Raw genomic sequence first — 25839 nt, forward strand, 5'->3', positions numbered from 1 at the left:
ACGTCCGAAAACGCCCGCCGAGCAGCCCTGGCAGGATGGCTGCACCAGTACAACCACCACCGGCCCCACTCAGCCCTCGCAGGCCAACCACCCATCAACCGGTTGAACAACCTGGCTGGGCATCACAGCTAGGGCGTGGGGGACGCCGGGCCCGGCGGGTAGGGCGGCGGCGGGCCCTGCGGGTACGACGGGCCCTGCGGGTACGGCCCGCTCTGCGGGTGCTGCGGTCGCATCGAGTCGGCAGCGACGACGTCCTTGTGGAAGCGCCGGTGCACGTAGAGCGGCTCGCCGAGGGACTCGCACTTCCACCACAGGCCGGACGGCGGGCCGATCGGCGTCGCACGGGGCAGCTCGGCGAGCACGCCGGTGACCTTGCTCTGCGACATCCGGGTGCCGGCCAGCACCAGGATGCGGCGGTCGGTGGCGACCACGACCCGGTAGCGGTTGGCGATCAGCAGGACGAGCGCCGACAGCATGATCCACCACTGCGTGATCTTCTGGCCGCCGAAGACCACCTGCACCTGCTCGCCCGGCTGCAGCCAGGGCTGGGCCCGCTCGCGCATCGTGTCGCGCAGTGCCATGTCGGGGCTCCTCTCGTCGCCGCGCACACTAGTTTCGACGCATGCAGCTGGGCCAGCACCCCCCACCGCGGCACGTCGTCGCGCACCTCAGCGACCCGCACCTGCTCGCCGGCGGGCGCCTGCAGTACGGCCGAGTCGACACCGAGGGCAACCTGCGACGGGCACTCGACCGGCTGGCCGGGCTCGACCCCGCGCCGCAGGCCCTCGTCTTCACCGGCGACCTCGCCGACCGGGCCGAGCCGGCCGCCTACGCCCGGCTGCGGGCCCTGGTCGAGCCGGCCGCCGCCGCCCTCGGCGCCGAGGTGGTCTGGACGATGGGCAACCACGACGAGCGGCACGCCTACGCCGACGCCCTCTTCGACGAGCACGACGGCGGCGCCCGCCCGCAGGACCGCGTGCACGACGTCGACGGCCTGCGCATCGTCGCCCTCGACACCAGCGTGCCCGGCTACCACCACGGCGAGCTCGAGCCGGCGCAGCTGGCCTGGCTGGCCGACGTCCTGGCCACGCCGGCGCCGCACGGCACGCTGCTGGCGATGCACCACCCGCCGCTGCCGGTGCCGATGCTGCGGGCCGCCGAGATCATCGAGCTGCTCGACCAGCCGGCCCTCGCCGAGGTGGTGGCCGGCACCGACGTGCGGGGAGTGCTGGGCGGCCACCTGCACCTGACGACGTGGTCGACGTTCGCCGGCGTGCCGGTCTCGGTGGCCTCGGCCACCTGCTACACCTCCGACCCGGCGCCGGTCGACCGGTTCGTCTCCGGGGTCGACGGCCACGCCGCCTTCACCATGCTGCACCTCTACGACGACCGCCTCGTGCACACGCTGGTGCCGGTCGCGGCCGCCCCCGAGCTGCACGGCTACCCGGCCGATGTCGTCGCGCAGCTCGAGGCGCTCTCGGTCGACGAGCGCCGCGACCTGCTCTCGCGCAAGGACTCCCCCTTCAACGCCGACGAGGAGGCCGCCTCGGCCGGCGAGCCGCACGGCACCTGGCCGCCGTGAGGCGCCAGCCCCGCGTCTCGCGGCTGCGCACGTACACCGACGCCGCCGCCGCGACCGGACGCAGGGTGCTCGTCGCCGCCGGCTACGACGGGCTCGACCTCGACCGGGTCGCCGAGCAGGCCGGGCTCGACGCCGCCGTCCTGCGCCACTACCTGCCCGACCGCGACGACCTCGTCGCGCTGGTGCTCGAGCGGTGGCCGGACGACGACGACCCGGCCCTGCGTCGCAGCGTCGTCGCCGAGCTGCCGGCCCACCTGCGCCCGTCGGGCTGAGCCGGCCTACTTGTCGGACGTGGCGCTGCGCTTGACCAGCCAGTAGCCGGCCGCGAGCGTGACGGCGGCCAGCAGCAGCATCACGAACAGCGCGAGCGCGAACGGCCCGCCGCCGGCCTCGATGATGCCGTCGTCGCTGAACCGCTCGTCGGGGATGCGGCCCATGCCCATCGCGCCGGCGGCGACCGCGAAGGCCCACCGCGACGGCGCGAGCCAGGCGACCTGCTCGAGCAGCACCCGGCCGTGCACCTGGAACAGCGAGCCCGAGAGCACCAGCTGCACCATGATCATGCCGACCAGCGCCGGCATCGTCTGCTCGGTGCTGGTGACGACCGCCGACAGCGCGAGCCCGGTGGCGGCCATGATGAAGGCGAGCAGCCCGATCACGAACGCCACCCGCAGCGCGCCCGCCTGCCCGTCGGGGCCGGGCAGGCCGACGGTCGCGATGAGCGTGACGAGCAGGCCCTGGGCGAACGCCGCCGTCCCGAGCACGATCACCTTGCTGGCGAAGTAGATGCCCGGCGAGAGGCCGACGGCGTACTCGCGCCGGAAGATCGCCCGCTCCCCCACCAGCTCGCGGATCGAGATCGCGATGCCCATCAGGCAGGCCGCGACGATGAGCACGATGAGCCGTTGCGTGGCCTCCTGCGGCGAGAACACCTTGAGGATGAGGTCGCCGAAGGGTTGGCCGTCCTGCACCGGCTGGCAGCGCCGCGGACCGACCGACTGGCTGGCGCCCGGGCAGCTGAGCGAGGCGTCGAGCGACAGTCCGGCCCCGCCCGGCACCAGCCGGCTCAGCAGCCCGAGGACGACGGGCAGCGCGAGCAGCATGGTCAGCAGCAGCCGGTCGGCCATGACGACGGCGACGTTGCGCCGCACCATGGTCGAGAGCTGCTTGCCGAACGACTGCCGCGGCGGCGTGGGGACGCCGGCCGCCACCGCCTGCAGCCGGCCGGTGTCGGCGCGCGGGGTCTGCGCGGGGATGCGCGACCACAGGTCGGGCTCGTCGAGCAGGTCGAAGACCTGCGGGTAGTTCGAGACGCCGAAGTGGGCGAGCACGCCCGAGGGCGGGCCGAAGTAGGCGACCCGACCACCGGGCGCGAGCACCATGACGTTGTCGCACACGTCGAGCGCGAGCACCGAGTGCGTCACCACCACGACGACCCGGCCCTCGTCGGCGAGCGTCCGCAGCTGCTTCATCACCTCGAGGTCGAGGCCCGGGTCGAGGCCCGAGGTCGGCTCGTCGAGGAAGAGCAGCGGCGGCGCGGTGAGCAGCTCGGTGGCGATCGAGACGCGCTTCTTCTGCCCGCCCGAGAGCTGGGTGCCGATGCGGTTCTCGAGGCGCTGCTGCAGCTGCAGCTGCCCGGCGACCATGTTGACCCGCTGCTGGCGCTCGGGAGCGGTGGTGTCGGGCGGCAGCCGCAGCTCGGCGGCGTAGCCGAGCGCCTGCCGCACCTTCAGCTGCGGGTGCTGGATGTCCTGCTGGGGCACCAGGCCGATCTGGAAGCGCAGCTGGTCGTAGTGCGCGTAGAGGTCGTGGCCCTGCCAGATGACCCGGCCGTGCGTGGCCGGCCGCAGCCCGGTCAGGGCGCCGAGCAGGGTCGACTTGCCGGCGCCCGACGGGCCGATCACCGCGGTCAGCGACGACGGGTCGAGGGTGCACGAGAGGTTCTCGAGCAGCCGCTTGCCGCCGTCGACGACCACCGAGAGCCCGTCGGCGTACAGCGTGAACTCGTGCTGGGTCGCCGACGAGAGCAGCTGCGCGCCGTCCCAGCGGAAGGTCTGGTTGCCGAGGATGACCTCGACGCCCGGGTCGAGGCGCGCCGAGCCCTGCACCCGCTGCCCGTCGACGAAGATCCCGTTGAAGCTGCCGAGGTCGTGCACGACGGCGACCGGGCCGACCTCGAGCCGGCCGTGGAACCGCGAGACCAGCGGGTCGTCGAGCACGATGTCGTTCGACAGGTCGCGGCCGATCGTCAGCGCCCGGCCGGGCGCCACGTTCGGCGGGAACATGGTCTGGCCGTGGGCGAGCTGGCCGGGCGGCACCACCGGCTGCGCCACCACCGGCACCGAGCCGGACGGCGGAGGCGGCTGCGGCACGTAGGCCGGCGGCGGCAGGACCTGGCCGTGCTGCGGCGCCGTCATCGCGCCCGTCGGCGGCACGGGGTGGTGCTGGGTGGCCGGCTGCGGCGGAGGCGGCGGGGGCTGCGGCGGGAGCGGCGCGGCGACCTCCACCACCTGCCAGGCCTCGAGCACCTGGCCCTGGGGGTCACCGAGCGCGAGCGGCGTCGGGCCCGGGCCGAGCGCCTGCCGGGTGACCCGGGTGCCGCCGACGTAGGTGCCGCCGCTGCTGGAGTCGACGGCGTACCAGCTCTGACCCTGTCGCTCGAGGACGAGGTGGTGGCGCGAGGCGCGTGGGTCGTCGACGACGACGTCGCAGTCGAGCTCGCGACCCACGACCACGCGGTCCTGGTCGAACTCCCTGTGGCCCTGCGGCGTGCGGACGTGCAGGCGGGCCCGGTTCTGCTCGGTCATGGTCCTCGCGGGTCGGCGACTGGTCGGAGGAACCCTAGTCACAATCGGCCGCTCCGCGGGCCGAGACGCATGACAAACCGGTGACCCCCGGACGCGGACGACGATCCGGAACTCTCCGCCGCCGACGGTGCAGACGCGCCGCCGTGCGCCGTCCTAGCGTGACGCCACCGTCGGCCGACCACCCCGGCGCCACACCACGACCCGGCGACACCCCCGCCGCGAGAGACCAGGAGGGCCCATGGCCGGCTTGCTCGGAGCCGACGTCGAGGCGCTCGAGCGCCTCGCGACCGACGTCGACCGTGGGGCGCAGGAGCTGCGCGAGCTGAGCGCCCAGGTCGCCGGCGCCATCGAGGCGGCCCGCGACTGGCACGGCCCCGACGCGGTGCGGTGCAAGGAGGAGTGGGGCAGCTTCGCCCAGCAGCGGATGACCGGCGTGGCCGACGCGCTCTCGACCGCCTCGCGGCTGCTCGCGCAGAACGCCGAGGAGCAGGAGCGGGCCAGCGGCGCGGAGTCGGTGGCGGCGGCCCCGGCGACCTACGGCGTCATGCGCTTCATCGACGACGTCAAGGCGCTGTGGAGCACGCTGAAGAAGCCGATGACCGCGTTCACCAAGGCGAAGGCGCTGCTCGCGTTCGTCAACGCCATCCGCGCGGCGGGGCTGCCGGCGGCCGCCACCTCGGTCAAGGTCGCCGAGGCGCTGCGGGTGCTCACCCACGGCGGCGCGCCCGGCTGGCTGGCCACCAAGCTCGGCCTCGGCGGCGCCATGCGCACCGCGGGCAAGGCGTTCCTCCCGATCACCTTGGCCACCGGCCTGTGGGACGGCATCACCGGCGGCAACCAGGAGGGCTGGCACAAGGTCGCCACCCACGGCTTCGGCCTGGCCGGCGCGGCCGGCGCCGGCGTGCTGCTCGCCTCGGGCGCGGGCCTGATCGCGGCGGCGCCGGTGACCCTCGCCGTCGCGGGCGGCGCCGTCGTCCTGTACTCCGCCTGGTCGGCCTACACGACCGTCCGCGACAACTGGGGCACCATCACCGACCGCGTCGGCCGGGTCACCTCGGCGATCGGAGACACCGCCGACCGCGCCTGGCAGGGCGTGAGCAGCGGCTACCAGCAGGCGATCGGGTGGGCGCGCGGCCTGCTCGGCGGACCCCGCACGGCAGGAGCAGGAGCATGACGACCGTGAGCGACGTGAAGCCCGACGCGACGAGCGGCGGGCCCGAGACCATCCCCCTCGAGGTGCTCACCGACGAGGAGCTCTCGGTGCTGACCCCCGACCAGGGCGTGGTGGTCTCACCGGCCCTCGCCGAGGTGCCGGACGCCGAGCGCGACGCGGTGCGACGCACCGCCTTCCGGGGCCTGATCGCCCGCGGCATCGTCGACCCGCCGGACGACGTGGCGCTGGCGGCCGCCCGCGGCGCCAAGAGCCCGACGGGCGACGTCGCCCTCGACCTGCCGGTGCGCACCGACGTCCTGTCGGCGCTGACGCTGCGGCAGAGTGCGTCGGCCGTCGTGGCGGTCGCCCGCACCGCGGCCACCCAGCAGGACTTCTGGTACGCCCACGTCGTCGAGGAGGTGGTGCTGCTCGAGAACGTCACCTCCGACGGGCTGCACCGCTTCGCCCTCGGCCACGGGCGTGACCTCGCCGCCCTGCTCGTCGCCGCCGTGGTGCACCCCGAGGCTGCCGACGGCACCGGCGACGACGTCGAGCTGCCCGTGGCGCCCGACTCCGAGCCGCCCGCCGAGCTGCTCGCGCACCTCGGCAGCGCCTACCTGCGCGCCGACGTCCTCGTCGTGACGCGCGAGGAGGGCCGGCCCGTCGAGCGGCCGACGATGACGGGACTGTTCACCGGACCGCAGGGGTCGTGGTCGATCGTGGCGCGGCCCGGCTCGCAGCGGGCGCACGCACAGGCCGAGACGGTCGCCTCGATCACCGAGCGCGCCCGCGCGCTGGCCGCGGAGGTGACGCCGTGATCCTGGGCATGGACACCGAGGCCGTCGCGGCCCTCGCCGGCCAGCTGGCCGACGTCGCCGAGCGGGTCCGCGGCATCGAGCAGCGCCTCACCTCCGGCCTCGCCGCCACCGAGTGGGTCGGCAACGACCGGCAGCGCTTCGACGCCGAGTGGGGCTCCCAGCACGTCGTCGCGCTCCGCCAGGCCGCCGAGGCCCTCGACGACGCCTCCCGCGTCGCCGCCGACGAGGTGCGGCAACAGGAGTCGGCCTCCCGCTGACCCACCCCGACCCACGGTCCACGGTCTCAGGCGTGAGGGCGCCTCGGGGCCGGACCCGGTCGGACCACGTCGTAGGCGCCCCGACCCCACGACGACCTGGCCACACGGCGCACGGAGCGGAGGGTCGGCCCGTGCGCCGGACCCCTCGCGATGCCGAGCCGGCGGCAGCCCTCGACGATGACGCGAGGGGGCGGCGCAGGCCGACCCGGAGCGACCAGACGACTCAGCGGGCGGCGCAGGCCGACCCGGAGCGACCAGACGACTCAGCGGGCGGCGCAGGCCGACCCGGAGCGACCAGACGACTCAGTCTCCGCCGTAGTCGGCGCCGAGCTCGGCGAGCCGGGCCCGGCCGCCGTCGAGGGCGGTCAGCACCCACGGGCCGTCGTCGGTGATAGCCACGGAGTGCTCGTAGTGGGCGGCCCACGACCCGTCGCGGGTCACGACGGTCCACTCGTCGGCGAGGACGTCGGTCTCGGCGCCGCCGAGGGTCACCATCGGCTCGACGGCGAGGGCCATGCCGGCCACCAGGCGCGGACCCCGGCCGGGGCGGCCGCGGTTGGGCACGTCGGGGGGCTGGTGCATGGCGGTGCCGATGCCGTGCCCGGTGTAGTCGTCGAGGATGCCGTAGCCGCCGCGGCTCGCGAGGTGCGACTCCACGGCGTGCGAGACGTCGCCGAGCCGGCCGCCGACGCGGGCGGCGGCCAGGCCGCGCCACAGCGCGTCGTCGGTGTCGCGCATCAGCGCCTGCACCTCGGGCGGCACCTCGCCGAGGGCCACCGTCAGGGCGGCGTCGCCGTGCCAGCCGTCGACCTCGGCACCGCAGTCGATCGAGACGACGTCGCCCTCGCGGAGCAGCCGCGCGCCCGGGACGCCGTGCACGACCTCCTCGTTCACCGAGACGCACAGCGAGCCGGTGAAGCCCTGGTACCCCAGGAACGACGGGACGCCGCCGAGGTCGCGGATGTGCTTCTCCGCGGCCGCGTCGAGGTCGCCGGTGGTCAGGCCCGGGCGGGCCAGCTCGGCGAGCATCTCGAGGGTGCGCGCCACGACGAGGCCGGCGCGGCGCATCAGCGCGACCTGGTCGGGTGACTTCAGCTCGATGCCGCGATCACGCCAGCGCATCAGGACCCACCGTCACGCCTCGCGGCGCTCATAGCCTCAGGACTCGGGGATGATGTCGAGCGCCGCGAAGATCCGCTGCGTGACCTCGTCGACCTCGCCCATGCCGTCGACCTCGACGAGCACGCCGCGGCCGCGGTAGGTCTCGATCAGCGGCGCGGTCTGGTCGGCGTAGATCTCCTGGCGCCGACGGATGACCTCTTCGGTGTCGTCAGCGCGCCCCTCGGTCTGCGCGCGCTGCAGCAGCCGCGCCACCAGCTCGTCGGCGTCGACCACGAGGACGACGGCCGCGTCGAGCTTGTGACCGGTGAAGGAGATCATCCCGTCGAGCTCGTCGACCTGGGCCGTGGTGCGCGGGTAGCCGTCGAGCAGGAAGCCGGGCTTGGCATCGGACTCGTCGATGCGGTTGCGCACCATCTTGTTGGTGATCTCGTCGGGCACGTACTCGCCGGCGTCCATGTAGCGCTTGGCCTCGACGCCCAGCGGCGTGCCCTTGGAGACGTTGGCGCGGAAGATGTCGCCGGTCGAGATCGCGGGGATGCCGAAGTGCGCGGCGACGGTGGCCGCCTGGGTGCCCTTGCCGGCGCCCGGGGGGCCCATCAGGATCAGTCTCAACGCAAGAAGCCTTCGTAGTTGCGCTGCTGGAGCTGGCTCTCGATCTGCTTCACCGTGTCGAGGGCGACGCCGACCATGATCAGGATCGAGGTGCCGCCGAACGGGAAGTTCTGGTTGGCCTCGATGAGCACGATCGCGATGAGCGGGATGAGCGAGATCAGACCGAGGTAGATCGCTCCGGGCAGCGTGATGCGGGACAGCACGTAGGAGAGGTAGTCCTCGGTCGGCTTGCCCGCCCGGATCCCGGGGATGAAGCCGCCGTACTTCTTCATGTTGTCGGCCACTTCCTTCGGGTTGAAGGTGATGGAGACGTAGAAGTAGGTGAAGAAGATGATCAGCGCGAAGTAGGTCGCCATGTAGTACGGGTGGTCGCCGTTGACGAAGTGCGCGCTGATCCAGTTGATGTACCCGGGCGGGTCGTCGTTGCCCTGGTTGAACTGCACCGCCATCGCCGGGAGGTAGAGCAGCGAGGAGGCGAAGATGACCGGGATGATGCCGGCCTGGTTGACCTTGAGCGGGATGTAGGTCGAGGAGCCGCCGAACATCTTGCGGCCGACCATGCGGCGGGCGTACTGCACCGGGATGCGGCGCTGCGCCTGCTCGATGAAGATGACGGCCGCGACGACCACCATGCCGACCGCGATGACGATCCCGAAGGTCCACCAGCCCTGGGTCTGGCCGACCTGCCACAGCGCGATCGGGAAGGTGGCGACGACCTGGGTGAAGATCAGGATCGACATGCCGTTGCCGACGCCGCGCTCGGTGATCTGCTCGCCGAGCCACATGATCACCGCGGTGCCCGCGGTCATCGTGACGACCATGACCACGAAGGTGCCGAGGCTGTTGCTGAACAGCAGCGGCTCGGGGCAGTTCTGCAGCAGGTTGCCCGACTGGGCGAGGGCCACGATGCCGGTGGCCTGCAGCAGCGCGAGGCCGAGCGTCAGGTAGCGGGTGTACTGCGTGATCTTCGTCTGCCCGGCCTGGCCCTCCTTCTTGAGGGCCTCCAGGCGTGGGATCACCACGACCAGCAGCTGCAGGATGATGCTCGCCGTGATGTACGGCATGATCCCGAGCGCGAAGATCGTCAGCTGCAGCAACGCGCCACCGGAGAACAGGTTGATCAGGTTGTAGATGCCCTGACTGTTCTCGGCCTGGTTCAGACAGGCCTGCACGTTCGCCACGTCGACACCGGGCGCGGGGATCTGCGAGCCGGCCCGGAAGATCACGATGATCATCAGGACGAACAGCAGCTTGCGCCGCAGGTCCGGGGTCTTGAATGCGTTGGCGAACGCCGTGAGCACGTGTCCTCTTTCTCCAGCGGGATGCGACCGGAACCGGCGACTCCCCCGCGTCAGGGCGGGGGAGTGCACGGCCACGTGGCCGAGATGAGCCTAACAGGCCGGGCGAGGCCTGATCGGGGCCCTCAGACGAGGGTGATCGACCCTCCGGCCGCTTCGATCTTCTCCTTGGCGGAGGCCGAGAACGCGTCGACGGTCACGTCGACCTTGACGTCGATCGTGCCCTGGCCGAGGACCTTCACCGGCTGCTTGCGACGGACCGCACCCCGGTCGACGAGGTCCTGCTTGCTGACCTGGCCGCCCTCGGGGAACAGCTTCGCGAGCCGGTCGAGGTTGACGACCTGGAACTCGACGCGGAAGGGGTTCTTGAAGCCCTTGAGCTTGGGCAGGCGCATGTGGATGGGCATCTGGCCACCCTCGAAGCCCACCGGGACCTGGCCGCGGGCCTTGGTGCCCTTGGTTCCGCGACCGGCGGTCTTGCCCTTGGAGCCCTCACCGCGGCCGACGCGGGTCTTGGCCTTCTTGGCGCCGGGCGCCGGCTTCAGGTTGTGCAGCTTGAGCGTCATCTCAGTCCTCTCCCACGACCTCGACCGTCACCAGGTGACGGACGGTGTTGACCATGCCGCGAACGTCGGGCCGGTCCTCCTTGATGACCGAGTGACCGATGCGCTTGAGGCCGAGCGAGCGGATGGTCTCGCGCTGGTTGGCCTTGCGTCCGATGGTCGACCGGGTCTGGGTCACCTTCAGCTGCGCCATCAGGAGCTCACCCCTGCGGTCGCCGCCTCGGCGGCCTCGCGACGACCCTCGGCCTGCGCCTTGAGCAGCGCGGCCGGGGCGACGTCCTCGACGGGCAGACCACGGCGCGAGGCGACGGCCTCGGGCTGCTCGAGCATGCGCAGCGCCTCGACGGTCGCGTGCACGATGTTGATCTGGTTCGAGGAGCCGAGCGACTTGCTCAGCACGTCGTGGATGCCGGCGCACTCGAGGACGGCGCGCACCGGGCCACCGGCGATGACGCCGGTACCGGGCGAGGCCGGCCGCAGGAAGACGACGCCGGCCGCCTTCTCACCCTGCACCGGGTGCGGGATGGTGCCCTGGATGCGGGGCACGCGGAAGAAGGCCTTCTTGGCCTCCTCGACGCCCTTGGCGATCGCCGCGGGCACCTCCTTGGCCTTGCCGTAGCCGACACCGACCAGGCCGTCGCCGTCGCCGACCACCACGAGGGCGGTGAAGCTGAACCGGCGGCCGCCCTTGACGACCTTGGCGACGCGGTTGATGGCCACGACGCGCTCGAGGTACTGGCTCTTCTCGGCGCCCTGACCGCGACCGCCGTCGCGGCCGCGACCGCGACCGCCGTCGCGCTGTCCGCGCTGGGGTCCACTCATGTCTGGTTCTCCCTAGTCCTTCTCGGTCTGCCGGCTCAGAACGCCAGCCCGCCGGAGCGGGCCGCGTCGGCCAGGGCCGCGATGCGGCCGTGGTACTGGTTGCCGGCGCGGTCGAAGACCACCGACTCGACGCCCTGGGCCTTGGCGCGCTCGGCGATGAGCTCGCCGACGCGCTTGGCCTTGGCGGTCTTGTCGCCGTCGGCGTTGCGCAGGTCGGCCTCCATGGTGGAGGCCGAGACCAGCGTCTTGCCGACGAGGTCGTCGACGACCTGGACGGTGATGTGCTTGGTGCTCCGCGTGACGACCATGCGAGGCCGGTCGGCGGTGCCGCTGATGCGCTTGCGACCACGCAGCTGGCGGCGCAGGCGCGAACGCAGCCGCGCGGAGGCGTGCTTCTTGTGCTGCAGGGCGATGCCCATGACTACTTGCCTGCCTTTCCGACCTTCTTGCGGACGACCTCGCCCGCGTAGCGCACACCCTTGCCCTTGTAGGGCTCGGGCTTGCGCAGCTTGCGGATGTTGGCGGCGACCTCGCCGACCAGCTGCTTGTCGATGCCGACCACGCCGAGGCGGGTGGGTCCGTCGGTGGTGAAGGTGATCCCTTCGGGGGCGTCGAAGACGATCGGGTGGCTGTAGCCGAGCTGGAACTCCAGCTGCGTGGGGCCCTTGGGCAGCACGCGGTAGCCGACGCCGACGATCTCGAGCTTCTTCTCGTAGCCGTCGGTGACACCGACGACCATGTTGTTGACCAGGGTGCGGGTCAGTCCGTGGAGCGCCTTGCTCGTGCGCTCGTCGTCGGGACGACGGACGTCGAGGACGCCGTCACCCTGCTCGACGGTGATGGGCGAGGCGACCTGGTGGCTGAGGGTGCCCTTCGGGCCCTTGACGGTCACGAGCGGACCGTCGAGGGCGACGTCGACGCCCGCGGGGACCGGGACCGGCAGCTTGCCGATGCGCGACATTTACTCGTTCTCCTTTGTCTCGAACCGGGCCGTCACCAGACGTAGGCGAGCACTTCGCCGCCGACGCCCTTGGTGTTGGCCTGACGATCGGTCAGCAGGCCCTGGCTGGTGGAGATGATCGCGACGCCGAGGCCACCGAGCACCTTCGGCAGGCCGGTGTGCTTGGCGTAGACGCGCAGACCGGGCTTGCTGATGCGGCGGACGCCGGCGATCGAGCGCTCGCGGTTGCGGCCGTACTTCAGCGTGATCGTGAGCGTCTGGCCCACGCCGCTCTCGGCGTCGGCGACGTCGAAGGAGGTGATGTAGCCCTCCTGCTGGAGGATCTCGGCGACGCCCTGCTTCAGCTTGCTGTAGGGCATCGAGACCGCGTCGTGGTAGGCCTGGTTGGCGTTGCGCAACCGGGTCAGCATGTCGGCGATCGGGTCGGTCATCGTCATGGGTGTCGAACTTCTCTCTTCTGTGGTTTCCGCAGCCGTCCGGGTGCGGACCTTCAGCGGTCGTAAGGGTGCTGGATCACCAGCTGGACTTGGTGACGCCCGGCAGCTCGCCGCGGTGCGCCATCTCGCGCAGGCAGATGCGGCACAGGCCGAACTTGCGGTAGACGGCCTTGGGCCGGCCGCACCGCTGGCAGCGCGTGTAGGCGCGCACGGCGTACTTGGGCTTCCTGGCCGCCTTGACCTTCAGCGAAGTCTTAGCCATGTCGCTTCCTCACTTCTCCGCTCGGTGCAGCTTGGTTCGCTCCGCGCTGGGCCGAGCTGTGGTTGTCGTGGGCACGCCGATCAGCGCTCCGCGAACGGGAAGCCGAGCTGCTTGAGCAGCGCGCGTCCCTGGTCGTCGTTGCTGGCCGTGGTGACGACCGTGATGTCCATGCCGCGCTGGCGGTCGACCTTGTCCTGGTTGATCTCGTGGAACATGACCTGCTCGGTCAGGCCGAAGGTGTAGTTGCCGTTGCCGTCGAACTGGCGCGGGCTCAGGCCGCGGAAGTCGCGGATGCGGGGCAGCGCGAGCGACAGCAGCCGGTCGAGGAACTCCCACATGCGGTCGCCGCGCAGCGTCACGTGGGCGCCGATCGGCATGCCCTCGCGCAGCTTGAACTGGGCGATCGACTTGCGGGCCCGGGTCACGGCGGGCTTCTGGCCGGTGATCTGGGTGAGGTCGCGGATGGCGCCCTCGATCAGCTTCGAGTCGCGCGCGGCCTCGCCGACGCCCATGTTGACCACGATCTTGACCGGGCCGGGCACCAGCATGCGGTTCGGGATGTCGAACTCGGCGGTGAGCGCCGGCACGATCTCCTCGCGGTAGCGCGTCTTGAGGCGCGGCGTCGGGGCCGGCGTGGCCTCCGTCGTCTCGGTCGCCTCGGTCGCGGTGTCGGTCATCTCAGATCTCCTTGCCGGTCTTGCGCGAGATGCGGACGCTGCGGGTGCCGAGGTAGGTCGAGCCGTCGGGACGACGCTTGGTCACCTCGTCGCGGCGGAAGCCGACCCGGGTGACGCCGTCACCCTCGACCAGCATCACGTTGGAGACGTGGATCGGGGCCTCGCTGGTGATGATGCCGCCGGTCTTGCCGTCGCGGCCGCCCTGGTTGACGACCTTGGTGTGCCGCTTGACGCGGTTGACGCCCTCGACGATCAGCCGCTGCTCCTCGCGGATCACGCGGATGACCTTGCCCTCGGCGCCCTTGTCGCGACCGGCGATCACCTTGACGGTGTCGCCCTTGCGGATCTTGATCTTGGGGGCCTTGCCGGCCTGGGCCTGCTTCTTGGCGTTCTCAGCCATCACAGCACCTCCGGTGCGAGCGAGATGATCTTCATGAACCGCTTCTCGCGCAGCTCGCGACCCACGGGGCCGAAGATGCGCGTGCCGCGCGGCTCGCCGTCGGACTTGAGGATCACCGCGGCGTTCTCGTCGAACTTGATGTAGGAACCGTCGGCGCGCCGGCGCTCCTTGACGGTGCGGACGATGACGGCCTTGACGACCTCGCCCTTCTTGACGTTGCCACCGGGGATGGCGTCCTTGACGGTGGCGACGATGACGTCACCGATGCCGGCGTAACGCCGTCCGGAACCGCCGAGCACGCGGATGCAGAGGATCTCCTTCGCACCGGTGTTGTCGGCGATCTTGAGTCGCGACTCCTGCTGGATCACTTCGCCTTCTCCAGAATCCTCACGAGCCGCCAGCGCTTCGTCGCCGACAGCGGCCGGGTCTCCATGATCAGGACGCGGTCGCCGATGCCGCACTCGTTGCTCTCGTCGTGCGCCTTCAGCTTGCTGGTGCGGCGCAGGACCTTGCCGTAGAGCGCGTGCTTGACGCGGTCCTCGACCTCGACCACGACGGTCTTGTCCATCTTGTCGCTGACCACGAGGCCCTCGCGGGTCTTGCGCGCGTTGCGCTGCGGGGTCTCGGTCTGCTCGGTGTTCTCGGTGGTCTCACTCATGCGTTTGCCTCGTTGCTCTCGGGCGCGGTGCGGATGCCGAGCTCGCGCTCGCGGACCACGGTGTAGATGCGCGCGATGTCCTTCTTGACGCTGCGCAGCCGGCCGTGGCTCTCGAGCTGTCCGGTCGCGGCCTGGAACCGCAGGTTGAACAGCTCCTCCTTGGACTCGCGCAGCTTGGTCTCGAGGTCGATGTCGTTGAGGTCGTCGAGCTCGTGGGCCTTCAGGTCGCTCGCCATCAGAACTCACCGGCCTCTCGGGTGATGAAGCGGCACTTCATGGGCAGCTTGTGGATCGCGCGGCGCATGGCCTCGCGGGCGGTCTCCTCGTCGACACCGGAGAGCTCGAACATCACGCGTCCGGGCTTGACGTTGGCGATCCACCACTCCGGCGAGCCCTTGCCGGAGCCCATGCGGGTCTCGGCGGGCTTCTTGGTCAGAGGGCGGTCGGGGTAGATGTTGATCCACACCTTGCCGCCACGCTTGATGTGACGGGTCATCGCGATACGGGCCGACTCGATCTGCCGGTTGGTGACGTAGTGACCCTGGATCGCCTGGATGCCGTAGTCGCCGAACGCCAGCGTGGTGCCGCCCTTGGCGGTGCCGCGGCGCCGGGGGTGGTGCTGCTTGCGGTGCTTGAGCCGTCGGGGCATCAACATGGCTCAGCCCTCCGTTCCGGGTGCGGTGGCGCCGGCCTCGGACGTGGGAGCCGGGGCCGCCTCGGTGGAGGGGGTGGCCTCGGCGCCGCCGTCGCGGTCGGCGCGGGTGGGACGCGAGCCCCGGGTGGGACGCTCGCCGCCGCGGCCGCCGCCGCGGTTGCCACCGCGGCCGGGGACGCCGGCGCGAGCAGCGGCCTGGGCCTGGCGCTCGGCGCGGGAGCCGGCGACCTCGCCCTTGTAGATCCAGACCTTCACGCCGATGCGGCCGAAGGTGGTCTTGGCCTCGTAGAAGCCGTAGTCGATGTCGGCGCGCAGCGTGTGCAGGGGCACGCGGCCCTCGCGGTAGAACTCGGTGCGCGACATCTCGGCGCCGTTGAGGCGGCCCGAGCACTGGATGCGGATGCCCTTGGCGCCGGAGCGCATGGTGGTCTGCATCGCCTTGCGCATCGCGCGGCGGAACTGCACGCGGCCGGCGAGCTGCTCGGCGACACCCTGGGCGACGAGCTGGGCGTCGACCTCGGGGCTCTTGACCTCGAGGATGTTCAGCTGCACCTGCTTGCCGGTGAGCTTCTCGAGCTCGCCGCGGATGCGGTCGGCCTCGGCGCCGCGGCGACCGATGACGATGCCGGGACGCGCGGTGTGGATGTCGACGCGCACGCGGTCACGGGTGCGCTCGATCTCCACCTTGGAGATGCCGGCGCGCTCCATGCCCTTGCTGAGCAGACGGCGGATCGCGACGTCCTCACCGACGTAGGACTTGTACAGCTTGTCGGCGTACCAGCGGGACTTGTGGTCGGTGCTGATGCCGAGGCGGAAGCCGTTGGGGTGGATCTTCTGTCCCATCAGGCGCCCTTCCTGTTCGAGGTGCGGCTGGAGCGGACGACGTCGGCCGGCTGGACGACGAGGGTGATGTGGCTGGTCCGCTTGTTGATGCGGGTGGCCCGGCCCTGGGCCCGGGGGCGCCAGCGCTTCATCGTGGGGCCCTCGTCGACCATGGCCTTGGAGACCACGAGCAGGCCGTCGAGGCCCTCGGTGGTCTCGGCGTTGGCGACGGCGCTCTCGAGGACCTTGAGCACCGTCTCGGAAGCCGACTGCGGGGCGAAGCGGAGCAGGTCACGCGCCTCGTCGACGGGCAGGCCGCGGACGAGGTCGACCACGCGACGCGCCTTCATCGGCGAGATGCGGGTGAACCGCGCGGTGGCGTAGGCACCGGGCTCCTCGCCCAGCAGCGAGTCGCGGCGGGCGCTGACGCGGTAGCGCTCGGAGGTGGCCATCAGCGACGACGTCCTTTCCGGTCTTCCTTGACGTGACCGCGGTAGGTGCGGGTGGGGGCGAACTCGCCCAGCTTGTGACCGACCATCGCGTCGGTGATGAACACCGGCACGTGCTTGCGACCGTCGTGGACCGCGATGGTGTGGCCGATCATGTCGGGCACGATCATCGAGCGGCGCGACCAGGTCTTGATCACGTTGTGCGAGCCCTTCTCGTTCTCGGCGTCCACCTTCTTCTGAAGGTGGTCGTCGACGAAGGGGCCCTTCTTCAGGCTGCGAGGCATGTCGGTTACTTCCTACCCTTGCCGGTGCGGCGGCGACGGATGATCTGGCTGTCGGAGGCCTTGCGCTTGCGGGTGCGGCCCTCGGGCTTGCCCCACGGCGAGACCGGGTGACGACCGCCGGACGTCTTGCCCTCACCACCGCCGTGCGGGTGGTCGACCGGGTTCATGACGACACCGCGGACGGTCGGGCGCTTGCCCTTCCAGCGCATGCGGCCGGCCTTGCCCCAGTTGATGTTCGACTGCTCGGCGTTGCCGACCTCGCCGACGGTGGCGCGGCAGCGCACGTCGACGAAGCGCATCTCGCCCGAGGGCATGCGCAGCGTGGCGCGCGAGCCCTCACGGGCGACGAGCTGGGCGCTGTTGCCGGCCGAGCGGGCGATCTTGGCACCGCCGCCGGGCCGCAGCTCGACGCAGTGGATCGTGGTGCCGACGGGGATGTTGCGCAGCGGGAGGTTGTTGCCCGGCTTGATGTCGGCGTTGGGGCCCGACTCGACGCGCGTGCCCTGGCCGAGGTCGCGCGGCGCGATGATGTAGCGCTTCTCGCCGTCGGCGTAGTGCAGCAGCGCGATGCGCGCGGTGCGGTTCGGGTCGTACTCGATGTGGGCGACCTTGGCCGGCACGCCGTCCTTGTCGTAGCGACGGAAGTCGATGATCCGGTAGGCGCGCTTGTGGCCACCGCCCTGGTGACGGGTGGTGATGCGTCCCTGGTTGTTGCGGCCGCCCTTCTTGGGCAGCGGGCGGGTCAGCGACTTCTCGGGGGTGGTGCGGGTGATCTCGACGAAGTCGGCGACCGAGGAGCCGCGACGGCCCGGGGTGGTCGGCTTGTACTTGCGAATGGCCATCAGGAAACCGGTCCTCCGAAGATGTCGATGCGGTGACCCTCGGCCAGGCTGACGATGGCGCGCTTGGTGTCCTTGCGCTTGCCGGTGCCGTAGCGGGTGCGACGGGTCTTGCCCTGCCGGTTGAGGGTGTTCACCGAGGTGACCTTGACGCCGAAGATCTTCTCAACCGCGATCTTGATCTCGGTCTTGTTGGCGTCGGGGCGCACCACGAAGGTGTACTTGTTGGCGTCGAGGAGGCTGTAGCTCTTCTCGGACACCACCGGGGCGATCAGGACGTCGCGGTGGTCCTTGTGGATCGTGCTCACTTGGCGTCCTCCGTCTCGGTCCTGGTGTCGTCCTTGGTGTCGTCGGCGTGCTGGGCGGCGCCGGTCTGGCCGGTCTGCACGGCGACGAACGCGTCGTAGGCGCCGCGGGTGAACACGACGTCGTCGGAGGCGATCACGTCGCGGGTGTTGAGCTGGTCGACCGCCACGATGTGCACCTCGGGCGCGTTGCGCAGCGAGAGCCAGGTGAGGGTGTCGGTGCGCTCGAGCACGACGAGGAACTTGCGGCGCTCGACGAGGCCGCGGAGGGCGCCGAGCGCCGTCTTGGTCGAGGGCACGTCGCCGGTGACCAGCGCGTCGACCACGTGGATGCGGTCGTTGACGGCCCGGTCGGACAGGGCCGAGCGGAGAGCCGCGGCCTTCATCTTCTTGGGCGTGCGCTGGTCGTAGCTGCGCGGCTGCGGGCCGTGGACGACGCCACCGCCGGTGAACTGCGGCGCGCGGGTCGAGCCCTGGCGGGCGCGGCCGGTGCCCTTCTGCTTGTAGGGCTTGCGGCCACCGCCGCTCACCTCGCCGCGGGTCTTGGTGGCGGCGGTGCCCTGGCGGGCCGCGGCCTGCTGGGCGACGACCACCTGGTGGATCAGCGGCACGTTGACGCGCTGGCCGAAGATCTCGGCGGGCAGGTCGACCTTCTGGGTCGTGGTCTTGGCGGCCATGCTCAGCCCTCCTGCTTCTTCGCGGCCGAGCGCAGCACGACGAGGCCGCCCTTGGGGCCGGGGACGGCACCCTTGAGCAGGATCAGGCCCTTGTCGGTGTCGACGGCGTGCACGGTGACGTTCTGGGTGGTGACGGTGTCGGAGCCCATGTGGCCGGCCATCCGCACGCCCTTGAAGACGCGGCCCGGCGTGGCGCAGGCGCCGATCGAGCCGGGCTTGCGGTGGTTGCGGTGCGCGCCGTGGGAGGCGCCGACGCCGGAGAAGCCGTGACGCTTCATGGTTCCGGCGAAGCCCTTGCCCTTGCTGGTGCCGGTGACGTCGATGGCCTCGCCGGCGGCGAAGGTGTCGACGTCGATCTCCTGACCCACGGTGTAGGTGGAGGCGTCGGCCGTGCGGATCTCCACCACGTGGCGGCGCGGGGTGACGCCGGCCTTGGCGAACTGGCCGGCGCGCGGCTTGGTGACCTTGCGGGCGTCGATCTCGCCGAAGCCGACCTGGATGGCGTTGTAGCCGTCGGGCTCGGGGAGTCGCACCTGGGTCACGACGTTGGTCGTGGCGCGCACGACCGTGACGGGGACGACGCGGTTGTTCTCGTCCCACAGCTGGGTCATGCCGAGCTTGGTGCCCAGCAGGCCCTTGACGTTGCGTTCGGTGGTCATCTGATGGCTCTCCTCGGTCTCCGGGCCCTCAGAGCTTGATCTCGATGTCGACACCGGCCGGCAGGTCGAGTCGCATGAGCGAGTCGACCGTCTTCGGCGTGGGGTCGATGATGTCGATCAGGCGCTTGTGGGTGCGCATCTCGAAGTGCTCGCGGGAGTCCTTGTACTTGTGGGGCGAGCGGATGACGCAGTAGACGTTCTTCTCGGTGGGCAGCGGCACGGGGCCGGCCACCTGCGCGCCCGTGCGGGTCACGGTGTCAACGATCTTGCGCGCCGAGGTGTCGATCACCTCGTGGTCGTAGGCCTTGAGCCTGATGCGGATCTTCTGTCCCGCCATAGGTCTCTCTCGTCCTTCTCGTCTGGTCTGCGTCCGACCCCCGCGGTCGGGCGTGTCGCCTGGTGTTCACGACGGCGTACCGCCATCCACGGGGGATTGATGGGGTTGTGTGCTCAGGAATCGGGTCTCACGGTGCGGTGCGGCCGGCGGTGCCGGGCCTCGGACCCGCACCACGCCACAGGCGCGAGGCCTCGAACGAGACGAGACCGGCGCGACGGAGACGCGATTCAGGAGTCAAGACGTGCCGCACCCCGGCAACCCGTGCCGGAGCAACCGGAACATCCTGACAGAGTTCGCAGGTCGCGCCAAATCGCACGCGCAGGCAGGGCTCAGGCCGGCATCACGCCGGCGAACCGTTCGACGAAGACTCTCACGCCGGCCCGCTCCGAGAGCTCGCGCTCGAGCCCGCGCGTGTCGGCCGGCGGCTCGGCGACCCCCACGAGCACGCCGGCACCGTCGGGGCACGCGCCGGAGATGCTGTTGACGTCCTGAGGACCCTGACCGAGGGGAATGCGCCGCATCCCGGCCTGCAGCTCGGCGCGGCCGTAGCGCGTGGCGACGACCCTGATCGGCACCTCGTCGACCACGGTGCCGTCGAGGGCGAGCACGTCGGCCGGCACCGGGTGACGCCACAGGACCGCGACGCCCAGGTCGCCGACGTGCTGCACCGCCTGCCACCCGTCGCGGTCCTGCAGCTGGGCACGCAGGCGCGCGCGGACCTGGTGCGGAGGGTCTCCGAGCAGGTCGACGTCACCGGGGCCGAGCCCGGAGACGTCGTCGCACGCCGCCGGCAGGGACGCGACCTCGCGGGCCTCGGCGACGGCCTGGCCGGCCGACCGCAGCAGGTCGTCGTCGGCGGTGCGGACGACCACGACCGCGCCGAGCGCGACGACCGGGACCAGGGCGAGCACCGTCACCAGGACGGAGCGACGGGTCGGCATCGCGCCTCCTCGGGGTCGGCGGGACGCCGACGCTACGCCGGATCGCTGGCGTCCGCAGGCTAAGGTCGCGCAGACGACCGCCACCCCGCCCGACCAGGCACGGTCACCCCAGGAGCCCGCCGGATGACGGACCACTTCCCCCCGCCGGGGTCGCCGCCGCCACCGGGCGCGGGGTCGCCGTCCGGCTACGGGCGGCCGCATCGTCCGGGGCCGTGGCAGGTGCCCGCCCCTCCCCCGCAGCTGGCCGCCCAGGCGGCGCGCGGCGGTCCCGAGCGCGGGATGCTCGGCGCCGCCCACAAGCCGGGGGCGATGCCGCTGCGCCCGCTCGGGCTCGGCGACATCTACGACGCGGCGTTCCGCATCATCCGGTTCAACCCCACTGCCACCGTCGGGTCGGCGGTGCTCGTCGCCGCGATCGCGATGCTGGTGCCGATCCTGGTCACGAGCGTGCTGACCTTCGCGGTCGGCATCACCTACGACCCGAGCAGCAGCTCGGTCGACGACAGCCAGCTGGCCGGCGTCCTGGCGACCTACGGCGCGCTCGGGGCCGGCGCGGTGCTCAACAGCCTGGGCCTGGTCTTCGTGACCGGCATGCTCGCCCACGTCACGATCGCGGCCGCGGTGGGCAAGCGCCTCACCCTCGGCCAGGCGTGGGAGGCCACCCGTGGTGCGCGGTGGCGGCTGGTGGGGCTGGCGCTGCTGCTCGGCGCGGCCACGGTGCTGCTCATCGCCGCCTACGTGCTGCTGTGGGTGGTGGTCGTGGTCACCGCCGACCTGCTCGTGGTGGTGCTGTGGGGCATCGTGTCGGTGCCCGGGTTCGTGGTGCTGCTCTGGTTCTTCTGGATCCGCGTCTACTACCTCCCGGTCTCCGCGCTCATGCTCGAGCGCACCGGCATCGGCGGCTCGATCGCCCGCGGCTGGCGCCTGACGTCCCGCGCGTTCTGGCGCACGCTCGGCATCGCGCTGCTGACCTGGCTGATCACGGTGATCGCCGGGCAGATCCTCGCCTTCCCCATCGGGCTGATCGGCAGCGGCGGCGCGCTCGCGGTCGGCCCCGACCACGCGCTCCTGGTGGTGGTGGCCGCGCAGGCGCTCGGCCAGGTGGTCTCGACCGCGTTCGTGGCGCCCTTCACCGCCGCCGTCACCACGCTGCAGTACCTCGACCAGCGCATGCGCAAGGAGGCCTTCGACGTCGAGCTGATGTCGCAGGCCGGGGTGCTCGGCTCGTGACGCCGCCCGTGGCGCTGCTCGTGCTGGCGGCCGACCCGCCGCTCGACCCCACCCCCGACGAGGCGCGCGACCTGCTGCGCCGCGAGCTGGCCAAGCCCGAGTACTACACCGACAACGTCGTGCAGCGGCTGCTCGACTGGCTCGGCCGTCAGATCGACGGCACCGTGAACGGCACCCGCGACGTGCCGGCGCCCATCTGGTTCCTGGTCACCGTGGTCGTGCTCGGCCTCGCGGCCGGCATCGCCTACCTGGCCTCGCAGGCCCGCACCACCGCACGCCGGCAGAAGGACGCCGCGGGCGACGTCCTCGACGACCGCGCCGTCACCGCCGACGAGCTGCGGGCCGCGGCCGAGCGGGCGCTGGCGGAGGGCCGCTGGTCGGACGCCGTGGTCGAGGCCTACCGCGCGCTGGCGCGCCGGCAGGTCGAGCGCGGCCGCCTGGACGACGACCCCGGCGTCACCGCCCACGAGGTGGCCCGGCTGCTGGCCCGTGAGTTCCCGCCGCTCGGGTCCCGCACCGCCGCGGGCGCCGACCTCTTCGACGCCGTCATGTACGGCGAGCGCCAGGCCACCCGCGACCAGGCGACGAGCGTCCTCGACCTCGACCGCGAGCTGGCGGGGGCCCGATGAGCACCACGAGCCCGACCGCCCCCGCGGCCGGGGCGCCGGTGCCGTCCGCGCCGTCGGCGCCGTCCGCGCCGTCGGGTGGCGCACGTCGTCCCGGACCGCTGCGGCGCTACCGCACCGCCCTGCTGCTGCTCGCCTTCCTGGTGCTCGCGGTGGTCGTCGTGCTGGCCTTCGGCCGCGACGAGTCGGGCACCGGGGTGGCCTACGACCCGCGCGGCGCCGGACCCGACGGGTCGCAGGCGGTGGCCCGGGTGCTGGCCGACCAGGGCGTCGACCTCGAGGTCGTGCGCGGCGCCGACGCCTTCGACCGCGCCGACGTCGACGCCGGCACCACCGTGGTCGTCACCTCGACCGAGCAGCTGGGCGAGAGCACCCTCGAGCGCCTCTTCGACCGCACCGTGAGCAGCACCGTGGTGCTGGTCGACCCGCCGCCCTCGCTGCTTCAGGCCCTCGACGCGCCGGAGGCCACCGGGGCCGACACCGACGGTCCGATCGCCGACGGCTGCGACGACCCCCGCTTCGACGGCCTCGAGGTCGAGGTCGACGACGCCGGCGGGTTCGACGCCCCCGGCTGCTTCGACGACACCCTGGTGACCCTCGGCGGCGACGACGGCGCCACCGTGCTGCTCGGCGCGGGCCAGCTGCTCACCAACGACCAGGTGCTGCGCGCCGACAACGCCGCCGTCGCGCTGCGGCTGCTGGGCGAGGACGACCGGCTGGTCTGGTACGTCGCCAGCTACGACGACCTCGTCGGCGACGAGGGCGTCGACTTCTGGTCGCTCGCGCCCGACGGCCTGCGCCCGGCGCTGGTGCTCACCGCGCTCGCGGTCGTCGCGCTGATGCTGTGGCGCGGACGCCGCCTCGGCCGGCTCGCCACCGAGCCGCTGCCGGTGACGGTCAAGGCCATCGAGACCACCCGCAGCCGCGGCCGGCTGTACCGCAAGGGCGGCGACCGCGCCCACGCCGGGCAGGCGCTGCGGGCCGCCGCCCGCGACCGCTGCCGCTCCCGGCTGCGCCTGGGCGCCGCCACCGACGAGCCGACGCTGCTGCGCGAGGTCGCGCGGCGCACCGGCCGACCCGAGGAGGAGGTGGGCGCGCTGCTCGGCAGCCTGGCCCGCCCCCCGTCGTCCGACCGTGACCTGGTCGCCCTCGCCGGCGCCCTGTCAGCACTCGAGGAAGAGGTACGTCGTTCATGACCGACATGTCGCTCGACAAGCCGGCCCCGGAGCCGCCCGACCGTGGTGGCCGTGGTGAGGGCGGTGACCGGGCCGACGAGCATAGGGCGCGCGAGCGCCTCGGCGCCGTCCGGCACGAGGTGGCCAAGGCCGTGGTGGGTCAGGACGCCGCCGTCTCGGGCCTGCTGGTGGCCATGCTGTGCGGCGGCCACGTGCTGATGGAGGGCGTGCCGGGCACCGCGAAGACGCTACTGGTGCGCACGCTGGCGGCTTCGCTGTCGGTGGAGACCCGGCGGGTGCAGTTCACGCCCGACCTGATGCCGGGCGACATCACCGGCTCGATGGTCATCGACTCCCACGCCGGCGAGCTGTCGTTCCGCGAGGGACCGGTCTTCACCAACCTGCTGCTGGCCGACGAGATCAACCGCACGCCGCCGAAGACCCAGTCGGCGCTGCTCGAGGCCATGGAGGAGGGTCAGGTCTCGGTCGACGGCGTCACGCACCCGCTGCCGCGGCCGTTCGTGGTGGCCGCGACGCAGAACCCCGTGGAGTACGAGGGCACCTACCCGCTGCCCGAGGCCCAGCTCGACCGGTTCCTGCTCAAGGTGGTGCTGCCGATCCCCGACCGCGCCGCCGAGATCGAGATCCTCACCCGGCACGCGGGCGGGTTCGACCCGCGCGACGTGGCCGCGGCCGGGGTGCGGGCGGTGGCCTCGGCCGCCGACGTCGAGGCCGGGCAGCGCGCGGTGAAGCGCGTGCAGGTCGCGCCCGAGGTGTCGGCCTACATCGTCGACGTCGCCCGCGCGACCCGCGAGTCGCCGTCCCTCTCGCTGGGCGTGAGCCCGCGCGGCGCCACCGCGCTGCTGCGGGCGGCCCGGGCGTGGGCGTGGCTGTCGGGCCGCGACTTCGTGACCCCCGACGACGTGAAGTCGCTGGCCCACGCCACGCTGGTGCACCGGCTCGGGCTGCGGCCCGAGGCCGAGCTCGAGGGCGTCGACGTCGGCCAGGTGCTGGCCTCGGCGCTCGGCTCCGTGCCGGTGCCCCGCTAGCGCGCCGGGTCGAGGTCGTCATGGCGCTGACCGGTCGGACGCCGCTGCTCCTGCTGCTGGGGCTGGTGGCGGTCGTGCTGCGCCCGGCCGGCAGCACGGTGTGGCTGTGGCTGCTCCTGGTGGCGCTGCTGGTCGGCCTCGACGTGCTGCTGGCCCCGAGGCCGGCGTCGCTGCGCTTCGAGCGGCGCCGCCCGCCGGCGGTGCGGATGAACCACCCCACCGAGACCGCGCTGCGCGTCACCAACGACTCCTCGCGACGGGTGCGCGGCGTCGTCCGCGACGCCTGGCAGCCCACGGCCGGCGCCACCGGCAACCGGCACCGGCTGCGGCTCGGGCCGGGCGACCGGGCGGTGCTCACCACGCCCCTGCTGCCGCGGCGGCGCGGCGACCTGCAGGCCGTCGGCGTCACGGTCAGGCTGCCCGGGCCGTTCGGCCTCGCGGCGCGCCAGCGCACCGCCGAGGTGCCCGGCACGGTGCGCTCGCTGCCGCCGTTCGACTCGCGCAAGCACCTGCCGTCGCGGCTCGCGCGGCTGCGCGAGCTCGACGGCCGCTCGGCGGTGCGGGTGCGCGGGCAGGGCACCGAGTTCGACTCGCTGCGCGAGTACGTGCGCGGCGACGACGTCCGCTCCATCGACTGGCGGGCCTCGGCGCGCACCTCCAACGTGGTGGTGCGCACCTGGCAGCCCGAGCGCGACCGGCGCGTGGTGCTGGTGCTCGACACCTCCCGCACCTCGGCCGGCCGGGTCGACGACGTGCCGCGGCTCGACTCCGCCATGGACGCCGCCCTGCTGCTCGCCGCGCTCGCGGCCCGCGCCGGCGACCGGGTCGACTTCGTGGCGGGCGACCGGCGGGTGCGCTCGCGGCTGCGGCTCGGCGCGCAGCGCGAGGTGGCGGCGCGGCTGCAGGACGCCATGGCCGACCTCGACCCCGTGATCGCCGAGGCCGACTGGGACGCGCTGGCGGGCGCCGTCCAGGGGCTGGGGCGGCAGCGGGCGCTCGTCGTCCTGCTGACGCCGCTGGAGCCGTCGGCGGTCGAGGAGGGCCTGCTCACGGTGCTGCCGGCGCTGACCCGCCACCACCGCGTCGTGCTGGCCTCGGTGCGCGACCCCGAGCTCGACCGGCTGACCACCCGGCGCGAGACCGTCGACGAGGTCTACGACGCCGCCGCCGCCGAGCAGGCGATGGCGCGGCGCACCCGCACCGGCCGGCTGCTCGAGGGCCTGGGCGTCGACCTGGTCGACGCCGACGCCGAGCGGCTGCCCCCGGCGCTGGCCGACCACTACCTGCAGCTCAAGGCGCAGGGCCTGCTCTGAGCCGGGCCGGGTGGGACCGGGCGGGCCGGGTGGGCCGGGTGGGCGTTGC

At 72.4% G+C, this 25839-nt stretch carries 38 protein-coding genes; 11 read left to right on the forward strand and 27 right to left on the reverse strand.

From position 1 onward, the window contains the following. On the forward strand, positions 1-132 hold a 132-nt coding region (locus ABEA04_RS19845; RefSeq protein WP_345463665.1), incomplete at its 5' end, for an integrase core domain-containing protein. Here the strand turns inward: ABEA04_RS19845 and ABEA04_RS19850 are convergent. Continuing rightward, the gene (locus tag ABEA04_RS19850) at positions 129-581 is read right to left on the reverse strand and encodes a hypothetical protein (RefSeq protein ID WP_345462923.1); all 453 of its coding nucleotides are present in this window, start codon (positions 579-581) and stop codon (positions 129-131) included. The two genes, ABEA04_RS19845 and ABEA04_RS19850, sit on opposite strands and share 4 nt — an antisense overlap. 41 nt (positions 582-622) lie before the next feature. Between ABEA04_RS19850 and ABEA04_RS19855 the strand changes: the two genes are divergently transcribed. Beyond that, the gene (locus tag ABEA04_RS19855; RefSeq protein ID WP_345462926.1) at positions 623-1582 is read left to right on the forward strand and encodes a metallophosphoesterase; all 960 of its coding nucleotides are present in this window, start codon (positions 623-625) and stop codon (positions 1580-1582) included. Next, positions 1579-1854, forward strand: a complete 276-nt coding sequence (locus tag ABEA04_RS19860) for a TetR/AcrR family transcriptional regulator (protein WP_345462929.1) — start codon at positions 1579-1581, stop codon at positions 1852-1854. The genes ABEA04_RS19855 and ABEA04_RS19860 overlap by 4 nt, the downstream gene beginning before the upstream one ends. Positions 1855-1860: 6 nt before the next feature. On the opposite strand, the gene ABEA04_RS19865 is transcribed toward ABEA04_RS19860, so the two are convergent. After that, complete coding sequence (locus ABEA04_RS19865) at positions 1861-4389, reverse strand: FHA domain-containing protein (protein ID WP_345462932.1); 2529 nt, start codon at positions 4387-4389, stop codon at positions 1861-1863. Between the two features lie 238 nt (positions 4390-4627). Here ABEA04_RS19865 and ABEA04_RS19870 point away from each other — a divergent pair, with 238 nt between their 5' ends. The 3 genes from ABEA04_RS19870 to ABEA04_RS19880 are packed head-to-tail and all read left to right on the forward strand — an operon-like array spanning position 4628 to position 6617. After that, a complete protein-coding gene (locus ABEA04_RS19870) occupies positions 4628-5563 on the forward strand; it encodes a WXG100 family type VII secretion target (RefSeq protein WP_345462935.1) in 936 nt (311 codons plus the stop codon). Further along, positions 5560-6360 (forward strand): hypothetical protein, encoded by an 801-nt coding sequence (locus ABEA04_RS19875; RefSeq protein WP_345462938.1) that lies wholly within the window; start codon positions 5560-5562, stop codon positions 6358-6360. The genes ABEA04_RS19870 and ABEA04_RS19875 overlap by 4 nt, the downstream gene beginning before the upstream one ends. Beyond that, on the forward strand, positions 6357-6617 hold the full coding sequence (locus tag ABEA04_RS19880) for a hypothetical protein (RefSeq protein WP_345462941.1): 261 nt from the start codon (positions 6357-6359) through the stop codon (positions 6615-6617). The genes ABEA04_RS19875 and ABEA04_RS19880 overlap by 4 nt, the downstream gene beginning before the upstream one ends. A 303-nt stretch (positions 6618-6920) precedes the next feature. On the opposite strand, the gene map is transcribed toward ABEA04_RS19880, so the two are convergent. The 25 genes from map to ABEA04_RS20005 form a co-directional block, all read right to left on the reverse strand. Beyond that, entirely contained in the window at positions 6921-7739 is an 819-nt protein-coding gene (map, locus tag ABEA04_RS19885; protein ID WP_345462944.1) for a type I methionyl aminopeptidase, read from the reverse strand. A 36-nt stretch (positions 7740-7775) separates the two neighbouring features. Next, the gene (locus tag ABEA04_RS19890; RefSeq protein WP_345462946.1) at positions 7776-8351 is read right to left on the reverse strand and encodes an adenylate kinase; all 576 of its coding nucleotides are present in this window, start codon (positions 8349-8351) and stop codon (positions 7776-7778) included. Beyond that, entirely contained in the window at positions 8348-9652 is a 1305-nt protein-coding gene (gene secY / locus ABEA04_RS19895; protein WP_345462949.1) for a preprotein translocase subunit SecY, read from the reverse strand. Before secY ends, ABEA04_RS19890 begins: the two co-directional genes overlap by 4 nt. Before the next feature lie 122 nt (positions 9653-9774). Next, positions 9775-10215: a 50S ribosomal protein L15 gene (gene rplO, locus ABEA04_RS19900; protein WP_345462952.1), complete on the reverse strand. Its 441-nt coding sequence runs from the start codon at positions 10213-10215 to the stop codon at positions 9775-9777. Between the two features lies 1 nt (position 10216). Next, complete coding sequence (gene rpmD, locus ABEA04_RS19905; RefSeq protein ID WP_345462955.1) at positions 10217-10405, reverse strand: 50S ribosomal protein L30; 189 nt, start codon at positions 10403-10405, stop codon at positions 10217-10219. Next, positions 10405-11034 (reverse strand): 30S ribosomal protein S5, encoded by a 630-nt coding sequence (rpsE, locus tag ABEA04_RS19910; RefSeq protein WP_345462958.1) that lies wholly within the window; start codon positions 11032-11034, stop codon positions 10405-10407. The genes rpmD and rpsE overlap by 1 nt, the downstream gene beginning before the upstream one ends. Before the next feature lie 35 nt (positions 11035-11069). Beyond that, positions 11070-11453 (reverse strand): 50S ribosomal protein L18, encoded by a 384-nt coding sequence (rplR, locus tag ABEA04_RS19915; protein WP_345462960.1) that lies wholly within the window; start codon positions 11451-11453, stop codon positions 11070-11072. Positions 11454-11455: 2 nt separating this feature from the next. Next, the gene (gene rplF, locus ABEA04_RS19920) at positions 11456-11995 is read right to left on the reverse strand and encodes a 50S ribosomal protein L6 (RefSeq protein WP_345462962.1); all 540 of its coding nucleotides are present in this window, start codon (positions 11993-11995) and stop codon (positions 11456-11458) included. Positions 11996-12027: 32 nt separating this feature from the next. Next, positions 12028-12432, reverse strand: coding sequence for a 30S ribosomal protein S8 (rpsH, locus tag ABEA04_RS19925; protein ID WP_345462965.1), 405 nt, complete (start codon positions 12430-12432; stop codon positions 12028-12030). A gap of 76 nt (positions 12433-12508) precedes the next feature. Continuing rightward, entirely contained in the window at positions 12509-12694 is a 186-nt protein-coding gene (locus ABEA04_RS19930) for a type Z 30S ribosomal protein S14 (RefSeq protein ID WP_345462969.1), read from the reverse strand. An 80-nt stretch (positions 12695-12774) separates the two neighbouring features. After that, positions 12775-13371 (reverse strand): 50S ribosomal protein L5, encoded by a 597-nt coding sequence (rplE, locus tag ABEA04_RS19935; RefSeq protein WP_345462972.1) that lies wholly within the window; start codon positions 13369-13371, stop codon positions 12775-12777. Between the two features lies 1 nt (position 13372). After that, a complete protein-coding gene (gene rplX, locus ABEA04_RS19940) occupies positions 13373-13771 on the reverse strand; it encodes a 50S ribosomal protein L24 (RefSeq protein WP_345462975.1) in 399 nt (132 codons plus the stop codon). Next, positions 13771-14139 carry a 50S ribosomal protein L14 gene (gene rplN / locus ABEA04_RS19945; RefSeq protein WP_345462978.1) on the reverse strand — a complete coding sequence of 123 codons (369 nt, stop codon included), beginning with the start codon at positions 14137-14139 and terminating at the stop codon, positions 13771-13773. The genes rplX and rplN overlap by 1 nt, the downstream gene beginning before the upstream one ends. Then, the gene (rpsQ, locus tag ABEA04_RS19950; protein WP_345462980.1) at positions 14136-14429 is read right to left on the reverse strand and encodes a 30S ribosomal protein S17; all 294 of its coding nucleotides are present in this window, start codon (positions 14427-14429) and stop codon (positions 14136-14138) included. The genes rplN and rpsQ overlap by 4 nt, the downstream gene beginning before the upstream one ends. Further along, a complete protein-coding gene (gene rpmC / locus ABEA04_RS19955; RefSeq protein ID WP_345462983.1) occupies positions 14426-14665 on the reverse strand; it encodes a 50S ribosomal protein L29 in 240 nt (79 codons plus the stop codon). Before rpmC ends, rpsQ begins: the two co-directional genes overlap by 4 nt. Continuing rightward, entirely contained in the window at positions 14665-15084 is a 420-nt protein-coding gene (rplP, locus tag ABEA04_RS19960) for a 50S ribosomal protein L16 (RefSeq protein ID WP_345462986.1), read from the reverse strand. Before rplP ends, rpmC begins: the two co-directional genes overlap by 1 nt. A 3-nt stretch (positions 15085-15087) precedes the next feature. Beyond that, a complete protein-coding gene (rpsC, locus tag ABEA04_RS19965) occupies positions 15088-15927 on the reverse strand; it encodes a 30S ribosomal protein S3 (RefSeq protein ID WP_345462989.1) in 840 nt (279 codons plus the stop codon). Beyond that, positions 15927-16358: a 50S ribosomal protein L22 gene (gene rplV / locus ABEA04_RS19970; RefSeq protein WP_345462992.1), complete on the reverse strand. Its 432-nt coding sequence runs from the start codon at positions 16356-16358 to the stop codon at positions 15927-15929. Before rplV ends, rpsC begins: the two co-directional genes overlap by 1 nt. Further along, positions 16358-16639: a 30S ribosomal protein S19 gene (gene rpsS, locus ABEA04_RS19975; RefSeq protein ID WP_345462995.1), complete on the reverse strand. Its 282-nt coding sequence runs from the start codon at positions 16637-16639 to the stop codon at positions 16358-16360. The genes rplV and rpsS overlap by 1 nt, the downstream gene beginning before the upstream one ends. A 5-nt stretch (positions 16640-16644) precedes the next feature. Then, entirely contained in the window at positions 16645-17481 is an 837-nt protein-coding gene (gene rplB, locus ABEA04_RS19980) for a 50S ribosomal protein L2 (RefSeq protein WP_345462998.1), read from the reverse strand. Then, entirely contained in the window at positions 17481-17786 is a 306-nt protein-coding gene (gene rplW, locus ABEA04_RS19985) for a 50S ribosomal protein L23 (RefSeq protein WP_345463001.1), read from the reverse strand. The genes rplB and rplW overlap by 1 nt, the downstream gene beginning before the upstream one ends. Beyond that, complete coding sequence (gene rplD / locus ABEA04_RS19990) at positions 17783-18460, reverse strand: 50S ribosomal protein L4 (RefSeq protein WP_345463003.1); 678 nt, start codon at positions 18458-18460, stop codon at positions 17783-17785. The genes rplW and rplD overlap by 4 nt, the downstream gene beginning before the upstream one ends. A 2-nt stretch (positions 18461-18462) precedes the next feature. Continuing rightward, on the reverse strand, positions 18463-19119 hold the full coding sequence (gene rplC / locus ABEA04_RS19995) for a 50S ribosomal protein L3 (RefSeq protein ID WP_345463006.1): 657 nt from the start codon (positions 19117-19119) through the stop codon (positions 18463-18465). A 28-nt stretch (positions 19120-19147) separates the two neighbouring features. Further along, positions 19148-19456, reverse strand: coding sequence for a 30S ribosomal protein S10 (gene rpsJ / locus ABEA04_RS20000; protein ID WP_026877498.1), 309 nt, complete (start codon positions 19454-19456; stop codon positions 19148-19150). 329 nt (positions 19457-19785) lie between these two features. Further along, complete coding sequence (locus tag ABEA04_RS20005; RefSeq protein WP_345463009.1) at positions 19786-20397, reverse strand: hypothetical protein; 612 nt, start codon at positions 20395-20397, stop codon at positions 19786-19788. Positions 20398-20520: 123 nt separating this feature from the next. Here ABEA04_RS20005 and ABEA04_RS20010 point away from each other — a divergent pair, with 123 nt between their 5' ends. From ABEA04_RS20010 to ABEA04_RS20030, 5 genes are read left to right on the forward strand one after another with little or no spacing between them, the layout of a single operon-like run. Then, positions 20521-21627: a hypothetical protein gene (locus ABEA04_RS20010; RefSeq protein ID WP_345463012.1), complete on the forward strand. Its 1107-nt coding sequence runs from the start codon at positions 20521-20523 to the stop codon at positions 21625-21627. Next, positions 21624-22256, forward strand: coding sequence for a DUF4129 domain-containing protein (locus tag ABEA04_RS20015; protein ID WP_345463015.1), 633 nt, complete (start codon positions 21624-21626; stop codon positions 22254-22256). The genes ABEA04_RS20010 and ABEA04_RS20015 overlap by 4 nt, the downstream gene beginning before the upstream one ends. Continuing rightward, complete coding sequence (locus ABEA04_RS20020) at positions 22253-23449, forward strand: DUF4350 domain-containing protein (protein WP_345463018.1); 1197 nt, start codon at positions 22253-22255, stop codon at positions 23447-23449. Before ABEA04_RS20015 ends, ABEA04_RS20020 begins: the two co-directional genes overlap by 4 nt. Beyond that, on the forward strand, positions 23446-24477 hold the full coding sequence (locus ABEA04_RS20025; protein ID WP_345463020.1) for an AAA family ATPase: 1032 nt from the start codon (positions 23446-23448) through the stop codon (positions 24475-24477). The genes ABEA04_RS20020 and ABEA04_RS20025 overlap by 4 nt, the downstream gene beginning before the upstream one ends. A 20-nt stretch (positions 24478-24497) precedes the next feature. Beyond that, positions 24498-25790, forward strand: coding sequence for a DUF58 domain-containing protein (locus ABEA04_RS20030; RefSeq protein WP_345463022.1), 1293 nt, complete (start codon positions 24498-24500; stop codon positions 25788-25790). Positions 25791-25839 lie beyond the last annotated feature (49 nt).

The sequence above is a fragment of the Nocardioides marinquilinus genome, assembly GCF_039543705.1.
Taxonomy (GTDB): Bacteria; Actinomycetota; Actinomycetes; order Propionibacteriales; family Nocardioidaceae; genus Nocardioides; species Nocardioides marinquilinus.